The following is a 13710-nucleotide window of genomic DNA, read 5'->3' as shown; positions in this document are numbered from 1 at the left end:
GTCGTGCTGTCTCCGCTGAGGGCGGGAAAATGGGCGCGCCGGTCAGCCGGCGGCGCCGGGACTCGGCTCGGGGATCATCTTTATCGCGTGGCAGGGGCATTGCTCGAAGCAGATCGCGCACCCCGTGCAGAGGTCGAAATTCACCTTGTAGCCCTCGCCCGGCCCGAGGCTCGCGATGGCGTCCTCCGGACAGGCGCCGAGACAGCCGTCGCATTCGAAGCAGTTGCCGCAGGACAGGCAGCGCTTGGCCTCATAGGCGGCTTCGGCGTCGGACAGGCCCTTGACCACCTCCTCGAAGCTGCTCTGGCGGCGCTGCATCGGCAGATGGTCCTGCGGGCGCTGAGCGACGTCGGTGTAGAACCACAGATGCAGCTTGTCGAAACTCGCGAGTTCCGCCTTGCGCTTGCGCGCCGGCGCTTCGCCGCGCAGCCAGGCGTCGATGGCGCGCGCGGCCTTCTTGCCGTGCCCGACCCCGATGGTCGCGGTGCGGTCGGACGGCACCATGTCGCCGCCCGCGAACACGCCCTCCGCCCCGGTCATCATGCGCGCATCCACCTCGACCGAACCGTCGCGGGTGAAGCTCAGCCCGTCGAGATTGCTCAGGAAGCTCGTGTCGGTTTCCTGCCCGAGCGCGAGGATCAGATCGTCGGCCTCGATGGTCTCGATCTCGCCGGTGGGGCGGGGGCGGCCCGTTTCGGGGTCGATCTCCATCACCTCGACCTGCATCCCGTGCTCATTCATCGACTTGATGGTGCGCAGCCAGTTGATCGTGACGCCTTCCTCGATCGCCTCGTCGGCCTCGAAGGCGTGCGCGGGCATGTGCTCGCGGTCGCGGCGGTAGATGATCATCGGCTCGTGGCCAAGGCGCTTGGCGGTGCGGGCGGCGTCCATCGCCGTGTTGCCGCCGCCGTAGATCGCCACGCGCCGGCCCAGCTTGGGCGCCTCGCCCATCTCGACGCCTTTCAGGAATCCGACCGCGTCGTAGAGCTTGCCGGCGTCGCGCCCGGGGATTTCGATGCGCTTGGACAGATGCGCGCCGACCGCCACGAAGGCCGCGTCGAAGCCGCCTTCTTCCTTCTCGCGCGCCAGATCGTCGACCTTGTGGTTCAGCGTGATCTTCACGCCCTGCCGGCGGATGCGGTCCACCTCGCCGTCGAGCACGTCGCGCGGCAGCCGGTAGGCGGGAATCCCGAAATGCATCATCCCGCCCGCCACGGGGCCGGCGTCGCGGATTTCGACGTCATGGCCGAGCATCGACAGGTGATGCGCGCAGGACAGCCCGCTGGGGCCGGCGCCGACCACCAGAACCTTGCGCCCGCTGCGCGACGGCGGCGGCGCCGGCGTCCAGCCCTCGGCCAGCGCCTTGTCGCCGAGGAAGCGCTCGACGGCGTGGATGCTCACCGCACCGTCGAGCTGGGCGCGGTTGCAGCCGGTCTCGCAGGGATGGTAGCAGATGCGTCCATGCACGGCGGGCAGCGGATTGTCCTGCAGGATCTGCTCCCACGCCTCGCGGAACTTGCCCGCCTGCGCGAGCGACAGCCACGCCTGGATGTTCTCGCCGGCGGGGCAGGCGTCGTTGCAGGGCGGCATCAGGCTGACATATTCGGGGCGTTGCAGCCGGGACGCGCCGGTCTGCCGCTTGTGAGACAGGTCGGGCGGCGCGCTGAGGTCGTGCCGGTCGCTCATGGTCGTCTCCCCCATGCCGGCGGCGCAGCGGCCCGCCGGCGCCGGCCTGCGCGTCCGCTGCGGGGCGGCGCGCTTGGCGCGGGACGTTTCTTGAGCAAACCTTGCGCCCGGCCCGGCGCGGCTGTCCACGCACGCGCTGTCGCATCGAGACGTTTGGACGAGACGCGGCCGCGATGCGGGCGCGGTCTTGGCGGGGGCGGGGCGACGCGCCTATGCTCGGGCTCGGCCCCGATCCGCGCGGGCGAGGAAGGCGCTGCGCCGCATGTCCGATCCGACCCTCTCGCCCGAAGCCTTCGCCGATGCGCTCGCGCGCCGGGTCGGCGAGGGCCGGTTGATCGCAGCGCTGGCGGGGCCGCCGGGCGCCGGCAAGTCCACGCTGGCCGAAGCGGTCGCCGCCCGGCTGAACGCCGCCCGCCCCGATCTCTGCGCCATCCTGCCGATGGACGGCTTCCACTACGACGACCAGCTGCTCGGCCCGCGCGGCTGGCGGGCGCGCAAGGGCGCGCCGCACACTTTCGACGTCGGCGGGCTCGCCGCGACGCTGCGCCGGCTGCGCGAGAACGCCGAGGACGAGGTCGCCGTCCCCGTCTTCGATCGCGGCCTCGAAATCGCGCGGGCCGGCGCGCGGCTGATCCCGCGCCAGACGCCCGTCATCCTCGTCGAGGGAAACTACCTGCTGCTCGACGCCGCGCCATGGCGCGATCTGCGCCCGCTCTTCGACGTGACGGCGGCCATCCGTGTGGAGCGCGCGACGCTGCAGGCGCGGTTGCGCGCGCGTTGGCTCGGCCTGGGCCTGTCGGAGGCCGAGACCGATGCGAAGCTGGCCGGGAATGATCTGCCGAACGCCGATCTCGTTCTGGGCGCCAGCGCCGCGCCCGATTTCTGGGTGGATGGCGGGGTCTGAGCGTCAGAGCGGCGCGTCGCGCCATCGCCCCGGCGGCAGGCCTTCGAGCGTCCACTCCCCGATCCGCCACCGCACCAGCCGCAGCGTCGGAAAGCCGATGGCGGCGGTCATGCGCCGCACCTGCCGGTTGCGGCCTTCGCGGATGGTGAGGCGCAGCCATGCGTCGGGAACGGTCTTGCGGGCGCGCACCGGCGGGTCGCGCGGCCACAGATCGGGCGGTTCGATCAACTCGACTTCGGCGGGCAGGGTCGGCCCGTCTTTCAGAGTGACGCCGCGCCGCAGCTGGGCGAGCGCGGCGTCGTCGGGCGCGCCTTCAACCTGCGCGAGATAGGTCTTGGGCGTCCGGCGCTTCGGATCGGCGATGCGGGCCTGAAGCGCGCCGTCGTCGGTCAGCGCCAGCAGCCCCTCGCTGTCGCGGTCGAGCCGCCCCGCCGGATAGACGCCGGGGATTTCGATGAAGGCCGAGAGGGTCGGGCGCGGGCTCGGCGCGCCTGCGTCGGTGAATTGCGACAGCACGCCGAAGGGCTTGTTGAACAGGATCAGCCGGGTCATGGCGCGCCAGGCGCCGGCGGGATGGGCAGCGCCGTCTCGGCCTTGATCTCCTCCATAGAGAGCAGCGAGGTGACGTTGAAGATCCGCACTTGCGCGATGAGGCGGCGGTAGAAGGCGTCATAGGCGCGGGCGTCGGCGACGCGGACTTGCAGGATGTAGTCGATCTCGCCGGCCAGCCGGTGCGCAGCGACGATCTCCGGCATGTTCGCGACGGCGGCGGTGAAGCGCTCGAGCCAGCCGGGTTCGTGCTCGGAGGTGCGCACCAGCACGAAAAAGCAGGCGCCGAGCCCCAGCGCCTCGGGGTCGAGAATCGCGACTTCCCGCCGGATCGCGCCCGAGGCGCGCAGCTTGCGGATGCGGTTCCAGACCGGGGTCTTGGACGCGCCGAGTTCGGCGGCCAGCGCCTCCAGCGGGCGCGTCGCGTCGCGCTGCAGCGCCGCGAGGATTTTCCGGTCGAGCGCGTCGAGCGGGGCGTGCGTTCCGTCTTGCATGGCGCTGCGGCGATTCTGTTCCTTGTTGTGGCGAAGACTGGAACAGAATTCCTTATCTGTCAGCTGTAATTCCATTGATAGGGAAATTTTCCTATGTTGCCGGTGCGGCCAGGGCGCTGCGAGGGAGGATCGAGCGATGCGCCATTTCCCGCTTTTCCGCGATCTCCGGGGCCGCCGCGTGGTCGTCTCCGGCGGCGGCGAGACGGCGCTCGCCAAGCTGCGGTTGCTGCTGCGCACCGAGGCGCGGCTCGCCGTCTATGCGTCCGACCCCGCCCCGGAAATCCTGCGCTGGGCCGCCGAGGGCCGGCTCCTGCTCACGCCCCGCCCGGTCGCCGCGGGCGACGCGCTGTGCGCCGCGCTGTTCTACGCCGCCAACGCCGACGCCGCGGAGGACGCGCGCGCCGCGCGGATCGGGCGGGAGGCCGGCGCGCTCGTCAACATCGTCGACGATCTGGAGGGCTCGGACTTCATCACGCCTGCGCTGGTCGACCGCGATCCGGTGACGGTCGCCATCGGCACCGAAGGCGCGGCGCCGGTGCTCGCCCGCCGCATCAAGGCCGATGTCGAGGCGATGCTGGCGCCGTCGCTGGGCGCGCTCGCCCGGATCGCCGCCGAACTGCGCCCCGAGGCCGAGGCGCTTCCCGCAGGCGCGCCGCGCCGCGCCTTCTGGACGCGCTTTCACGAGGCGGACGGCCCGCGCGCGCTCGCCGAAGCAGGGGAGGAGGGACTGCGCCGCGCCGCCCGCCTCTGGCTCGCCGAGGCGGTCGCCGGCGCCGCCGCGCCGCGCCGCGGGTTCGTCGCGCTGGTCGGCGCCGGGCCGGGCGACCCGGAACTCCTAACGCTGAAAGCGCGCAAGCGGCTGCACGAGGCCGACGTCGTGATCCACGACCGCCTCGTGAGCGCCGAGGTTCTTGAACTCGCCCGCCGCGAGGCGCGGCTGATCGAGGTCGGCAAGACGCCGGACGGCCCGTCCTGGCGGCAGGCCGACATCGACGCGCTGATCGTCGCCGAGGCGCAGGCCGGGGCGCAGGTGGTGCGGCTGAAATCCGGCGATCCGGGCATGTTCGGCCGGCTCGACGAGGAGCTGTCGGCGCTCGAGGCGGCGGGCGTCGGTTTCGAGATCGTGCCGGGGATCACCGCCGCCTCCGCCGCCGCCGCCGCGCTCGGCCAGTCGCTCACGCAGCGCGGGCGCAACAGCGAGGTCCGCTTTCTGACGGGGCGCGACGCGGAGGGTTTCGCCGAGCATGACTGGCGCGCGCTGGCCCGCCCCGGCGCCGTCGCCGCTATCTACATGGGCCTGCGCGCCGCCCGCTTCGTCCAGGGCCGGCTGATGCTGCACGGCGCCGCCCCCGATGCGCCGGTCACCGCCGTCGAGAACGCCTCGCGCGCCGAGCAGAAGATCGTCGCGACCACGCTCGCCCGCCTGCCGCAGGCGCTGGCGGAGGCGGGCTTGCGCGGCCCGGCGGTGATCTTCATCGGCCTCGCCCCACGCGGCGCGCTGGCCGCCATGGACGAGCTGCCGGCGCTGGAGGCCGCGCTGTGAGCCGGGGCCCCGTCGTTCTCACCGCCAACGACCTGCTCACAGGCGAAGTCGTCTGGGCCGACGGCGCCGGCGGCTGGACCCGCGCGCTGGCGCAGGCCGCGATCTTTCCAGGGCTCGAAGCCGCCGCCGCGCTCGCCGAGGCCGAGGCGCGCAGCGGCGAGGTCGTCGGCCCCTATCTCGTCGAAGTCCAGCCGGGGCCGCCGCCCAGACCGAAAGCCCTGCGCGAGGCGATCCGCGCGCAGGGCCCGACCACGCTTCCCGCCGCCGATCGCGCCGAGGTCCGCTGATGTATGTCCATGACGAGATCGACGCCGCCCACCTGCGCGCCCGCGCCGAGACGTTCCGCGATCAGGTCCGTCGCCGCCTGAGCGGCGCGCTGACCGAGGACGAGTTCAAGCCGCTGCGTCTGCAGAACGGCCTCTATCTGCAACTCCACGCCTACATGCTGCGCGTGGCGATCCCCTATGGCGTCCTGAGCTCCGCCCAGATGCGCGCGCTGGCCGAGATCGCCGAGCGCTGGGATCGCGGCTACGGCCATTTCACCACGCGCCAGAACATTCAGTTCAACTGGATCAAGCTCGCCGAGACCCCCGACATCCTCGACCGTCTTGCGGAGGTCGGCCTGCACGCGATCCAGACCAGCGGCAACTGCATCCGCAACGTCACCGCGGACCATTTCGCCGGGGCCTCCGCCGACGAGATCGAGGACCCGCGCCCCACCGCCGAGCTGATCCGGCAATGGTCGACCGACCATCCCGAATTCGCCTTCCTGCCGCGCAAGTTCAAGATCGCGTTGTCCGGGGCGGTGGAGGACCGCGCCGTCACCATGGCGCACGACATCGGTCTGCGGCTGGTCCGCGACGCGTCGGGCGCGCCCGGTTACACGGTGATCGTCGGCGGGGGGCTCGGGCGCACGCCGATGATCGGCAAGGTGCTGGCCGATTTCGTCCCGCGCGCGGAACTGCTGATCTGGCTTGAGGCGATCCTGCGCGTCTACAACCTCCACGGGCGGCGCGACAACAAGTACAAGGCCCGCATCAAGATCCTCGTCCACGAGATCGGCGTCCCGGCGATGCGCGCGCAGGTCGAGGCCGAAGTCGCGACGCTCCGCGCCGAAGGCGCGCTGCTGGTCGACGAGGCCGAATACGCCCGCATCGCCGCGCTGTTCGCGCCGCCCGACCTGCCTGCGCGCCCCCTGCGTTCCGCGACGCTGGAGGCTGCGATGGCCGCCGAGCCCTCTTTCCGCGGCTGGGTCGAGGCCAATACGACGCCCCATCGCGCCGCCGGCCACGCCCTCGTCACCGTCTCGCTCAAGACGCCGGGCGAGGCGCCGGGCGACGCGACGGCGGCGCAGATGCGCGCCCTCGCCGATTTCGCCGAACTCTACAGCCGGGGCGAGCTGCGGGTGAGCCATGCGCAGAACGTCATCCTGCCCCATGTCGCGCTCGACGACCTGCCGGCGCTGCACCGGGCCTTGCGCGTCTACGGCCTCGCCGCGGCGAACGCCGGGCAGATCACCGACATCATCGCCTGCCCGGGGATGGATTTCTGCTCCCTCGCCACGGCGCGTTCCATCCCGCTGGCGCAGGACATCGCGCGCCGCTTCGCCGAGCCGGTCCGCGCGCAGGCGATCGGGCAGTTCCAGATCAAGATCTCGGGCTGCATCAACGCCTGCGGGCATCACCATGTCGGCCATGTCGGCATCCTCGGGCTCGAGAAGGCGGGGCGCGAGAACTACCAGATCACGCTTGGCGGCGACGCCGGCGCGCAGGCGGCGCTGGGCGAGCGGGCGGGGCCGGGGCTCGACTTCGAGGAGGTCGGCCCCGCCGTCGAGCGGCTGGTCGACGCGTATCTGATGCTGCGCCGCGCGCCGGAGGAGAGCTTCGTCGAGGCGTATCGCCGCCTCGGCCCCGAGCCGTTCCGCGCCGCGCTCTACGACCGGGAGGCCCGCGATGCGGCATGATCCCGACCTCGCAGCGCAGGCCGGGCGCGAGCGTCTCGCGGCGCGGCTCCACGGGCTGGAGGGCGCTGCGCTGCTGCGCGCGGCGCTGGCCGCGCCCGAGCCTGTGGCGCTCGTCTCGTCCTTCGGCGCGGAATCCGCGGCGTTGCTGCACATGGTCGCCGAGATCGACCCGGCGACGCCCGTGCTGTTTCTCGAGACGGGCATGCTGTTTCCCGAGACGCTCGCCTATCAGCGCGACCTCGCCGGGATGCTCGGCCTGCGCGATCTGCGCCTGATCCGCCCGGAGCCGCGCGCGCTCGCCGTCGGCGACCCGGATGGGCGTCTTCATGCGCGCGACCACGACGCCTGTTGCGCGCTCCGCAAGACCGAGCCGCTGCGCGCCGCCCTGCGCCCCTTCGCGGGCTGGATCACGGGGCGCAAGCGCGGCCAGACCACGCTGCGCGCCCGGCTTCGCCCCGTCGAGGCCGACGCGCAGGGCCTCGTCAAGCTCAATCCGCTCGCCGACTGGGACGCCGGTCAGCTGCGCGCCTACATGGCTGCGCATGACCTGCCCCCGCACCCGCTGGTGGCGGAAGGCTTTCCCTCGATCGGCTGCGCGCCCTGCACGACGCCGGTCGCGCCGGGCGAGCATCCGCGCGCGGGGCGCTGGCGTGGGGCCGGGCGCGAGGAATGCGGCATCCACATCGAGAACGGGGTCGTGTCGCGCGGCGCCGCCGCGCCGCTCGACGCCGCCTGAGGAGGCCGCCCATGCCCATCGTCGACGAGACCGGCTTCGCGCCCGACGACGCGCCCGACTGGCGCGAGGCCCGGCCGGCGGAGGGGGAGCGGGGCGTCGCCCTGCTGCTCGACCCGGATGCGGACGCCGCCGCGATCGCCGCCGACTTCGCGCGGATCGCGCTCATCGGCGTGCGCTTTTCGGCCTTCACCGACGGGCGCGGCTTCAGCCTCGCGCGGCGGCTGCGCGCGTTGGGCTACAGCGGTCGGCTGAGGGCGGTCGGGGCGCTGATCCCCGACCAGCTCCGCCATGCCCGCGCCTGCGGCTTCGACGAGGTGCAGATCGACGCCGCCCGCGCCGCCCGCCAGCCCGAAGCCGATTGGCGGCGTGCAGCGGCCGCAGCCCCGCCGCCTTTCGTCCAGCGGCGCGCGCAGCGCTGAGCGCGGATCAGCCGGCGGCCTCCGGGCGCAGCTCGATGGCGCCGAACAGGCTGTGGCCGGCGGCGTCGAGCATCTCCACGCGCAGCGTTCCCCCCGGGCGCAGCACGCCCGCATCGGCGTCGAGCGTCGCCGCCACCAGCGCGCCGGCGTCGAACGGTCGTCGGGCCGCGCAGGCGGCGACGGCGCGAAGATGCGCCGAAGGGTCCGGCGACGCCGCGAAGGCGCGCGGCGCGCCGTCGACGACGAGCCGCGCCGCCGTTGGGACGCCCGACGCCCAGTCCGCGCCGAAGATGTCGGGCGTCGCTGCGACCGGCGCGCCGATCAGGAACAACTCGCCCTCCGCCCCGCGCGCCGAAGCGACGAGCGTCGCGAGCGCGAAAGCGTCCGACGCGGCGCGCGCATCCGCGCCGTGCGGGACCGCGGCGAAGATCGCGCCGAGCGCGACTTGCAGCGTCAGCGACCCGCCGGCGCCGAGCGGCGGATGGGCGCGCGGCGGGGTCATCGCGCCCTGACCGCCGGGGCGCAGCGCGCCGCGGGCGAGTTCGAAGCGCAGGGCGGGGCGGGGCAGCGGCGGCGCTGCGTCGCGCTCGTGGAAGCGCTCGACCGGCTCGGCCCCGATCTCGAGGTCGCGCGCCATCGCCGCCAGTTCCGGCCCGCAGCGCGCCCAGTCGTCGAGCGCGGCCTGCAGCGTCGGCGCGATGCGGCGTGCGTCGGTGCAGCGCGTCAGGTCGCGGGAGACGACCACGAGCCGCCCCTCCGGCGCGTCGGTTCTCAGCGTCGCGAGTTTCATGTTGCCTCCCGGGCGGAGCGCGCAGGCCGACCGCGCGCCGCCAAAGGGTTGGCGACCGGGCGCGCGGGGCGCAAGAGCGGCTTGCAGCGGCGAAGCGGCGCGGCGCCCGCGCCGCGGTGTCGCGAAGATCGCACGCACGGCGTCGGCGCTCTGCGAGGGAGATGGTGGCGGGGGGGGGACTCGAACCCCCGACCTCACGATTATGAGTCGTACGCTCTAACCAGCTGAGCTACCCAGCCATCCGGGGGCGCTGATACGCGCGGGGGGGCGAGGCGTCAAGAGAGCCGCCCGCGCCCGCCGGTCAGTCGAGCCGGACTGCGTTCGAGCTGTAGGCCGCGGCGCTGCTCGGGCGCAGCTGGTCGACGAAATAGTGCCCGGCGACGGCGATGACGATCGCCGTGACGGTCGCGGCGAGAAAGGCCTTCATGGGGTCGACTCCTGTGTTGCCGTCGCGGCGCGCAGCCAGGCGACGAGGTCGGCGCGGTCCTGCGGCTTGGCGATGCGCTGCATCGGCATCTTCGAGCCTGGAGTGTAATAGTCGGGGCCGATCTCGAACAGCTTGTCCACCGTCTCCTCGGTCCAGACGATGGTCGCGCGTTCGAGCGCCTCGGAATAGTCGTAGCTCGCGAGCGTCCCCGCCGGTCGCCCGAAGAGGCCGTGCAGGGACGGGCCGGCGCGCCGCCCGCCATCCGGCGTCAGGCTGTGGCAGATCGAACATTTGCGCACGAATTGCCGCTCGCCATTCGACATCCCCTCCGAGAGCTGGAAGGGTCGAAGCAGATCGGCCTCCTGCGCCGAGCGCGCGTCGTCGATCGGCCAGATGTCGACATGGGAGTCGAGCCCGCCCGCCAGCAGCCGCCGCCCGGTCCCGTCGAAATCGAGCGCCCAGATCGGGCCGCGCGGCACGGCGCGGAAGTCGCGCACGCTCTGCCAGTCCTCGGTGGAGGCGACGTTGATGTAGCCCTCGCCGTCGCCGACTGCGATCAGCGTGCGGTCGGGCGAGAGGGCGAGGCCGAGCGCCGGGCGCCGCCCCGCCGTGATGTCGGCGATCTGCGCGCCGGTCGCGAGGTCGAGCACCCGCACGCCGCCGTCGAGCGCGCCATAGGCGAGCCACCCCGCATCCTCGTTGAGCGTGAGCAGGTTGACCCCGAAGCCGTGTTCGGCCTCGACGGCCTCGAAGGCGCGCGTTGCGACGTCCCAGCGCCGCACCGTCCCGTCATGGCCCGCCGACCACAGCGTCGCCCCGTCGCCGGAGAAGGCGACCGCGTTCACCCCGCCGCGATGCCCGGTCAGAAATCCCAGCGACGCGCCGGCGTCGAGGTCCCACAGCCCGATCCGCCCGTCCCAGCTCGCCGACGCCGCCATCCGTCCATCCGCCGCGACCGCGACATGCTGGACCTTGGCGGTATGGCCTTCGAAGCGCGCCAGCGCCTCGCCAGTCGCGACATCCCACAGTATCAGCGTGAAATCGTCCGAGCCGGTCAGCGCGCGCGACCCGTCCGGCGCGAAGGCCCCCGTGGTCACAGCGGCCTCGTGCCCGTCGAGCCAGCGGATCAGCCGCGCCTCGTCTATGTTCCACAGCCCCGCCGCGTAGTCGAAGCTCGTGGTCAGCGCGACCGCGCCGTCGGGGCTGCGCGCGACCGACTGCACCGGTCCGCCATGGCCTTCGAGCCGCGCGAAGCCCTGCGGCTCGGCGAAGGCGGTCGCCGCGACGAGCGCGGCGGCCGTCAGGGCCGCCGCAAGGGCCGGAAGACGCAAGGTCGGCCTCACTCCGCCGGGGTTGCGGCGGTCCGGTCCATCGCGGTCTCGGCGCGCCGGGCCGCGAGATCGGTCTCGACTTCCTCCGCCCACAGGCTGTGATGCTCGCGCGCCCAGTTGCGGTCGACATAGCCCGAGCCGATCGCGTCGAAGGAATGGTGCATCCCGATCGTGCCCAGATAGATGTGGCCGAACACGATGGCGATCAGCACGATGCTGACGAAGGAATGCCACAGCTGCGCCAGCTGCTGCTCGGCCATCGGCGACAGGTCGGTGGGCAGCGTGATCCCCAGCGCCGGGAGGCCGAGCATGTTCAGCGTCGCGAAGGTCTTGGAGAACATCGCGAATTCGAACGGGAAGATCAGCATGATCCCCGACAGCGACACGCTGAGCCCGCCCAGCATCACCAGCCAGAACAGGATTTTCTGGCCCGCGTTGAACTTGCGCACCGGCAGGTGCTCGCCCTTCTTCAGGAACGCCCCGCCGCCCTTGGCCAGCCAAAGCAGTTCGACGCGCCCGAACAGGTTCACCCGCACCCAGACGAGGAACGACATCAGAAGGCCCAGCATGAAGGCGAAGCCGAGATAATTGTGGACCATCTTGCCGTAGAGCATGAAGGAGGCGAAGGCCTCCTTGCCGATCAGCGGCATGATCCACGGCTTGCCGTAGAGCAGCACCAGCCCCGTGATCGCCAGCACAACGAAGGGCCCGGCCATCAGCCAGTGCGAGAAGCGCTCCACTGCGCTGAGCCGGGGGATTTTCACGCCGGCGAGCGGCCCGTGCATCTTGATCGGCCCGGCGGTGAAGTAGAACACCGCCAGCGCGACGATCGAGCCGCCCATGATCCAGAGGCCCGCCACGGCGAGCGGCCCGTCGCGGAACTCCTGCCACGCCGAGCCTTCGGACTGGATCAGCCCGCCCGCCATCGCGCCGCGCTTCTGCGTGTCGAACTGGTCGCCCCCGCGCACCGCGCGCCACAGGTCGCTGTCGGAGGACGCGCCCTGCCGCGCCAGCGCGTCGGCGGGGTCGCCTGCGGGGAAGGCGCGGGGGTCCGTCCCGGCTTCGGGCGTCGAGTTCGTCACCGCGCCTGCGGGCGGGCGGACGGACTGCGCCTCGGCGGGCGCGAGGCTCGCGGCCAGCAGCGCGAGCGCGCAGAGGGCGGCCAGCGTCCAGCGGATCGCGGGGGATTGGGTGGCGGTGATGGTCATCGCGGTGCGCTCCTGATGCTCGCGCGGATCGTCGGAGGGATCGTCGATCGGATCGTCAGTTGAAGTTCTGGCCCTGCGCGCGCAGGCGCAGCGTCTCGATGGTCTCGGGCGTCAGATCGCTGTCGGCGCGCGCCGCCTCGGGCACGTCGCTCTCGCCCTTGTCGGCGGCCTTCCCGACCAGATCGACCGCCTGATCGCAGGAGGCGAGCGCGCCGGTCAGCGCCATCGCCGCGAGAAGTCCACGCCCGGTCATCGTCATCCGTCCCCTGTCAACGTCTCTGGCGAGGGCGCGCGAATGCCGCCCGTCGCGATTCGCAACTTCTCGTCAGAATGACGGAAAGACTTTTCCGCTTCAACGTTTTAAGCTGCGATAGTGCGGCGCAACGGAAGCTTCCGCGCCGCGTTATCGCGCCGCATTCAAGGCTGGCTCACTCGGCCCAGAGCGCCGAGAGGGGCAGGGCGACCGCCTCGAACGGCTCCGCCCGCACCTCCGCCGCTCCCGCTTCGGCGAGCCTAAGCACCCACGCCCCCTCGCGCAGCGCGAACACTTCCAGCGTGCGCGCGTCCGGGTCCACCAGCCACAGATGCGCGACGCCGGCCTCGGCGTAGATCGCGCGTTTGTCCACGAGGTCGAGCGCGCGGGTGGAGGGGGACAGGACCTCGCAGACCCAGTCGGGGGCGAGGGTGAAGAATGCCTCCTCGGGCAGCGTCGGCATCCGCTCCCGCCGCCAGCCCGCAAGGTCGGGGACGACGACGTTCTCGCCCAGATGCAGTTCCGGTTCGTCGAGGATCCACCAGCCGCCGGGCCCGTCGCGGCCTCGATCGAACGCTCCGCCGATGTCCATGCCGAGCGTGGAACTCGCCCGCGCATGTCTCGGCCTCGGCCTCGGCTGCAGGCTCAGCGCGCCGCGCACGAGTTCCGCCACCATGTGCGGCGGCGCGTCCAGCACGTCCTGATACGTCGCGGGCCGTCGCGTGACGGGTGCGGGGCTGTTCATCGCGGCGCTCACCTCCTTAGGTCCAGAATAGCAGAAGCGTCGAGCCCCGCGACCAAAAGAAAACGCCCCGGCGGTCTCCCGCCGGGGCGCTCATGTCTCACGCGCTCAGCGCGTCAGATGCCCTGCTGGCCGTAGGCCGAGCCCCAGCCCCAGGCGCCCGATCCGAAACCGCGGGCGACCACGCGCTCGCGGTAGATGTCGGACACTGTGTTGCCGTCGCCCGCGAGCAGCGCCTTGGTCGAGCACATCTCCGCGCAGAGCGGGAGCTTGCCCTCGGCCAGACGGTTGCGGCCGTACTTCTGGAACTCGGCGGCGGAGTGGTTCTCCTCCGGGCCGCCGGCGCAGAAGGTGCACTTGTCCATCTTGCCGCGCGAGCCGTAATTGCCGGCCTGCGGGAACTGCGGCGCCCCGAAGGGACAGGCGTAGAAGCAGTAGCCGCAGCCGATGCACAGGTCCTTGGAGTGCAGGACCACGCCTTCCGCCGTCTCGTAGAAGCAGTCCACCGGACACACCGCCATGCAGGGCGCGTCCGAGCAGTGCATGCAGGCCACCGAGATCGAGCGCTCGCCGGGGTCGCCGTCATTGATCGTGACGACGCGGCGACGGTTGATGCCCCAGGGCACCTCGTGCTCGTTCTTGCAGGCCGTGACGCAGGCGTTGCA

Annotated in this window: 16 protein-coding genes and 1 tRNA gene; 6 read left to right on the top strand and 11 right to left on the bottom strand. The window is 72.3% G+C overall.

Going from position 1 to position 13710, the window contains the following annotated elements; translation table 11 throughout:
* Positions 1-42 precede the first annotated feature (42 nt).
* A complete protein-coding gene (locus tag V7Q31_RS06575) occupies positions 43-1686 on the bottom strand; it encodes an NAD(P)-binding protein (RefSeq protein WP_333832894.1) in 1644 nt (547 codons plus the stop codon).
* A 262-nt stretch (positions 1687-1948) separates the two neighbouring features.
* Here V7Q31_RS06575 and V7Q31_RS06570 point away from each other — a divergent pair, with 262 nt between their 5' ends.
* Positions 1949-2590, top strand: a complete 642-nt coding sequence (locus V7Q31_RS06570; RefSeq protein ID WP_333832893.1) for a nucleoside/nucleotide kinase family protein — start codon at positions 1949-1951, stop codon at positions 2588-2590.
* A gap of 3 nt (positions 2591-2593) precedes the next feature.
* Here V7Q31_RS06570 and V7Q31_RS06565 read toward each other — a convergent pair whose 3' ends face one another.
* Together V7Q31_RS06565 and V7Q31_RS06560 are read right to left on the bottom strand one after the other, a co-directional pair.
* Positions 2594-3142 (bottom strand): pseudouridine synthase, encoded by a 549-nt coding sequence (locus V7Q31_RS06565; RefSeq protein ID WP_333832892.1) that lies wholly within the window; start codon positions 3140-3142, stop codon positions 2594-2596.
* Positions 3139-3633, bottom strand: a complete 495-nt coding sequence (locus tag V7Q31_RS06560) for an Lrp/AsnC family transcriptional regulator (RefSeq protein ID WP_333832891.1) — start codon at positions 3631-3633, stop codon at positions 3139-3141. The genes V7Q31_RS06565 and V7Q31_RS06560 overlap by 4 nt, the downstream gene beginning before the upstream one ends.
* 136 nt (positions 3634-3769) lie before the next feature.
* On the opposite strand from V7Q31_RS06560, the gene cysG reads away from it, so the two are divergent.
* Genes cysG through V7Q31_RS06535 form a run of 5 tightly spaced genes read left to right on the top strand, consistent with a single transcriptional unit; the run spans position 3770 to position 8294 of the window.
* Complete coding sequence (gene cysG / locus V7Q31_RS06555) at positions 3770-5176, top strand: siroheme synthase CysG (RefSeq protein WP_333832890.1); 1407 nt, start codon at positions 3770-3772, stop codon at positions 5174-5176.
* Positions 5173-5463, top strand: a complete 291-nt coding sequence (locus V7Q31_RS06550) for a DUF2849 domain-containing protein (RefSeq protein ID WP_333832889.1) — start codon at positions 5173-5175, stop codon at positions 5461-5463. The genes cysG and V7Q31_RS06550 overlap by 4 nt, the downstream gene beginning before the upstream one ends.
* Entirely contained in the window at positions 5463-7139 is a 1677-nt protein-coding gene (locus V7Q31_RS06545; RefSeq protein WP_333832888.1) for a nitrite/sulfite reductase, read from the top strand. Before V7Q31_RS06550 ends, V7Q31_RS06545 begins: the two co-directional genes overlap by 1 nt.
* A complete protein-coding gene (locus V7Q31_RS06540; protein ID WP_333832887.1) occupies positions 7129-7875 on the top strand; it encodes a phosphoadenylyl-sulfate reductase in 747 nt (248 codons plus the stop codon). The genes V7Q31_RS06545 and V7Q31_RS06540 overlap by 11 nt, the downstream gene beginning before the upstream one ends.
* Positions 7876-7886: 11 nt before the next feature.
* Positions 7887-8294, top strand: a complete 408-nt coding sequence (locus tag V7Q31_RS06535; RefSeq protein ID WP_333832886.1) for a DUF934 domain-containing protein — start codon at positions 7887-7889, stop codon at positions 8292-8294.
* Between the two features lie 7 nt (positions 8295-8301).
* On the opposite strand, the gene V7Q31_RS06530 is transcribed toward V7Q31_RS06535, so the two are convergent.
* The 8 genes from V7Q31_RS06530 to fdh3B form a co-directional block, all read right to left on the bottom strand.
* Positions 8302-9084: a hypothetical protein gene (locus V7Q31_RS06530; protein WP_333832885.1), complete on the bottom strand. Its 783-nt coding sequence runs from the start codon at positions 9082-9084 to the stop codon at positions 8302-8304.
* Positions 9085-9246: 162 nt separating this feature from the next.
* Positions 9247-9323 (bottom strand) — tRNA-Met (locus tag V7Q31_RS06525).
* A gap of 62 nt (positions 9324-9385) precedes the next feature.
* Positions 9386-9511: a hypothetical protein gene (locus V7Q31_RS06520; RefSeq protein WP_333832884.1), complete on the bottom strand. Its 126-nt coding sequence runs from the start codon at positions 9509-9511 to the stop codon at positions 9386-9388.
* Positions 9508-10842 carry a c-type cytochrome gene (locus tag V7Q31_RS06515; protein WP_333832883.1) on the bottom strand — a complete coding sequence of 445 codons (1335 nt, stop codon included), beginning with the start codon at positions 10840-10842 and terminating at the stop codon, positions 9508-9510. Before V7Q31_RS06515 ends, V7Q31_RS06520 begins: the two co-directional genes overlap by 4 nt.
* 8 nt (positions 10843-10850) lie before the next feature.
* Positions 10851-12050 (bottom strand): formate dehydrogenase subunit gamma, encoded by a 1200-nt coding sequence (locus V7Q31_RS06510; RefSeq protein ID WP_333832882.1) that lies wholly within the window; start codon positions 12048-12050, stop codon positions 10851-10853.
* Positions 12051-12105: 55 nt separating this feature from the next.
* Entirely contained in the window at positions 12106-12303 is a 198-nt protein-coding gene (locus tag V7Q31_RS06505; protein WP_333832881.1) for a hypothetical protein, read from the bottom strand.
* A gap of 175 nt (positions 12304-12478) precedes the next feature.
* Positions 12479-13048 carry a Uma2 family endonuclease gene (locus tag V7Q31_RS06500; protein ID WP_333832880.1) on the bottom strand — a complete coding sequence of 190 codons (570 nt, stop codon included), beginning with the start codon at positions 13046-13048 and terminating at the stop codon, positions 12479-12481.
* A gap of 113 nt (positions 13049-13161) precedes the next feature.
* The coding region (fdh3B, locus tag V7Q31_RS06495) for a formate dehydrogenase FDH3 subunit beta (RefSeq protein WP_333832879.1) at positions 13162-13710 on the bottom strand (549 nt) is incomplete at its 5' end.

This window comes from Rubrimonas sp., assembly GCF_036788415.1.
Lineage (GTDB): Bacteria > Pseudomonadota > Alphaproteobacteria > Rhodobacterales > Rhodobacteraceae > Rubrimonas.
This window is presented reverse-complemented; position numbering and strand designations above follow the sequence as displayed.

What these genes read in the sequence shown, in the direction of transcription:
- V7Q31_RS06510 (WP_333832882.1), bottom strand. Translation starts at nt 12,050, where the DNA reads ATGACCATCACCGCCACCCAATCCCCCGCGATCCGCTGGACGCTGGCC.
- cysG (WP_333832890.1), top strand. Translation starts at nt 3,770, where the DNA reads ATGCGCCATTTCCCGCTTTTCCGCGATCTCCGGGGCCGCCGCGTGGTC.
- V7Q31_RS06560 (WP_333832891.1), bottom strand. Translation starts at nt 3,633, where the DNA reads ATGCAAGACGGAACGCACGCCCCGCTCGACGCGCTCGACCGGAAAATC.
- V7Q31_RS06570 (WP_333832893.1), top strand. Translation starts at nt 1,949, where the DNA reads ATGTCCGATCCGACCCTCTCGCCCGAAGCCTTCGCCGATGCGCTCGCG.
- V7Q31_RS06575 (WP_333832894.1), bottom strand. Translation starts at nt 1,686, where the DNA reads ATGAGCGACCGGCACGACCTCAGCGCGCCGCCCGACCTGTCTCACAAG.
- V7Q31_RS06530 (WP_333832885.1), bottom strand. Translation starts at nt 9,084, where the DNA reads ATGAAACTCGCGACGCTGAGAACCGACGCGCCGGAGGGGCGGCTCGTG.
- V7Q31_RS06565 (WP_333832892.1), bottom strand. Translation starts at nt 3,142, where the DNA reads ATGACCCGGCTGATCCTGTTCAACAAGCCCTTCGGCGTGCTGTCGCAA.
- V7Q31_RS06505 (WP_333832881.1), bottom strand. Translation starts at nt 12,303, where the DNA reads ATGACCGGGCGTGGACTTCTCGCGGCGATGGCGCTGACCGGCGCGCTC.
- V7Q31_RS06535 (WP_333832886.1), top strand. Translation starts at nt 7,887, where the DNA reads ATGCCCATCGTCGACGAGACCGGCTTCGCGCCCGACGACGCGCCCGAC.
- V7Q31_RS06500 (WP_333832880.1), bottom strand. Translation starts at nt 13,048, where the DNA reads ATGAACAGCCCCGCACCCGTCACGCGACGGCCCGCGACGTATCAGGAC.
- V7Q31_RS06540 (WP_333832887.1), top strand. Translation starts at nt 7,129, where the DNA reads ATGCGGCATGATCCCGACCTCGCAGCGCAGGCCGGGCGCGAGCGTCTC.
- V7Q31_RS06520 (WP_333832884.1), bottom strand. Translation starts at nt 9,511, where the DNA reads ATGAAGGCCTTTCTCGCCGCGACCGTCACGGCGATCGTCATCGCCGTC.
- V7Q31_RS06545 (WP_333832888.1), top strand. Translation starts at nt 5,463, where the DNA reads ATGTATGTCCATGACGAGATCGACGCCGCCCACCTGCGCGCCCGCGCC.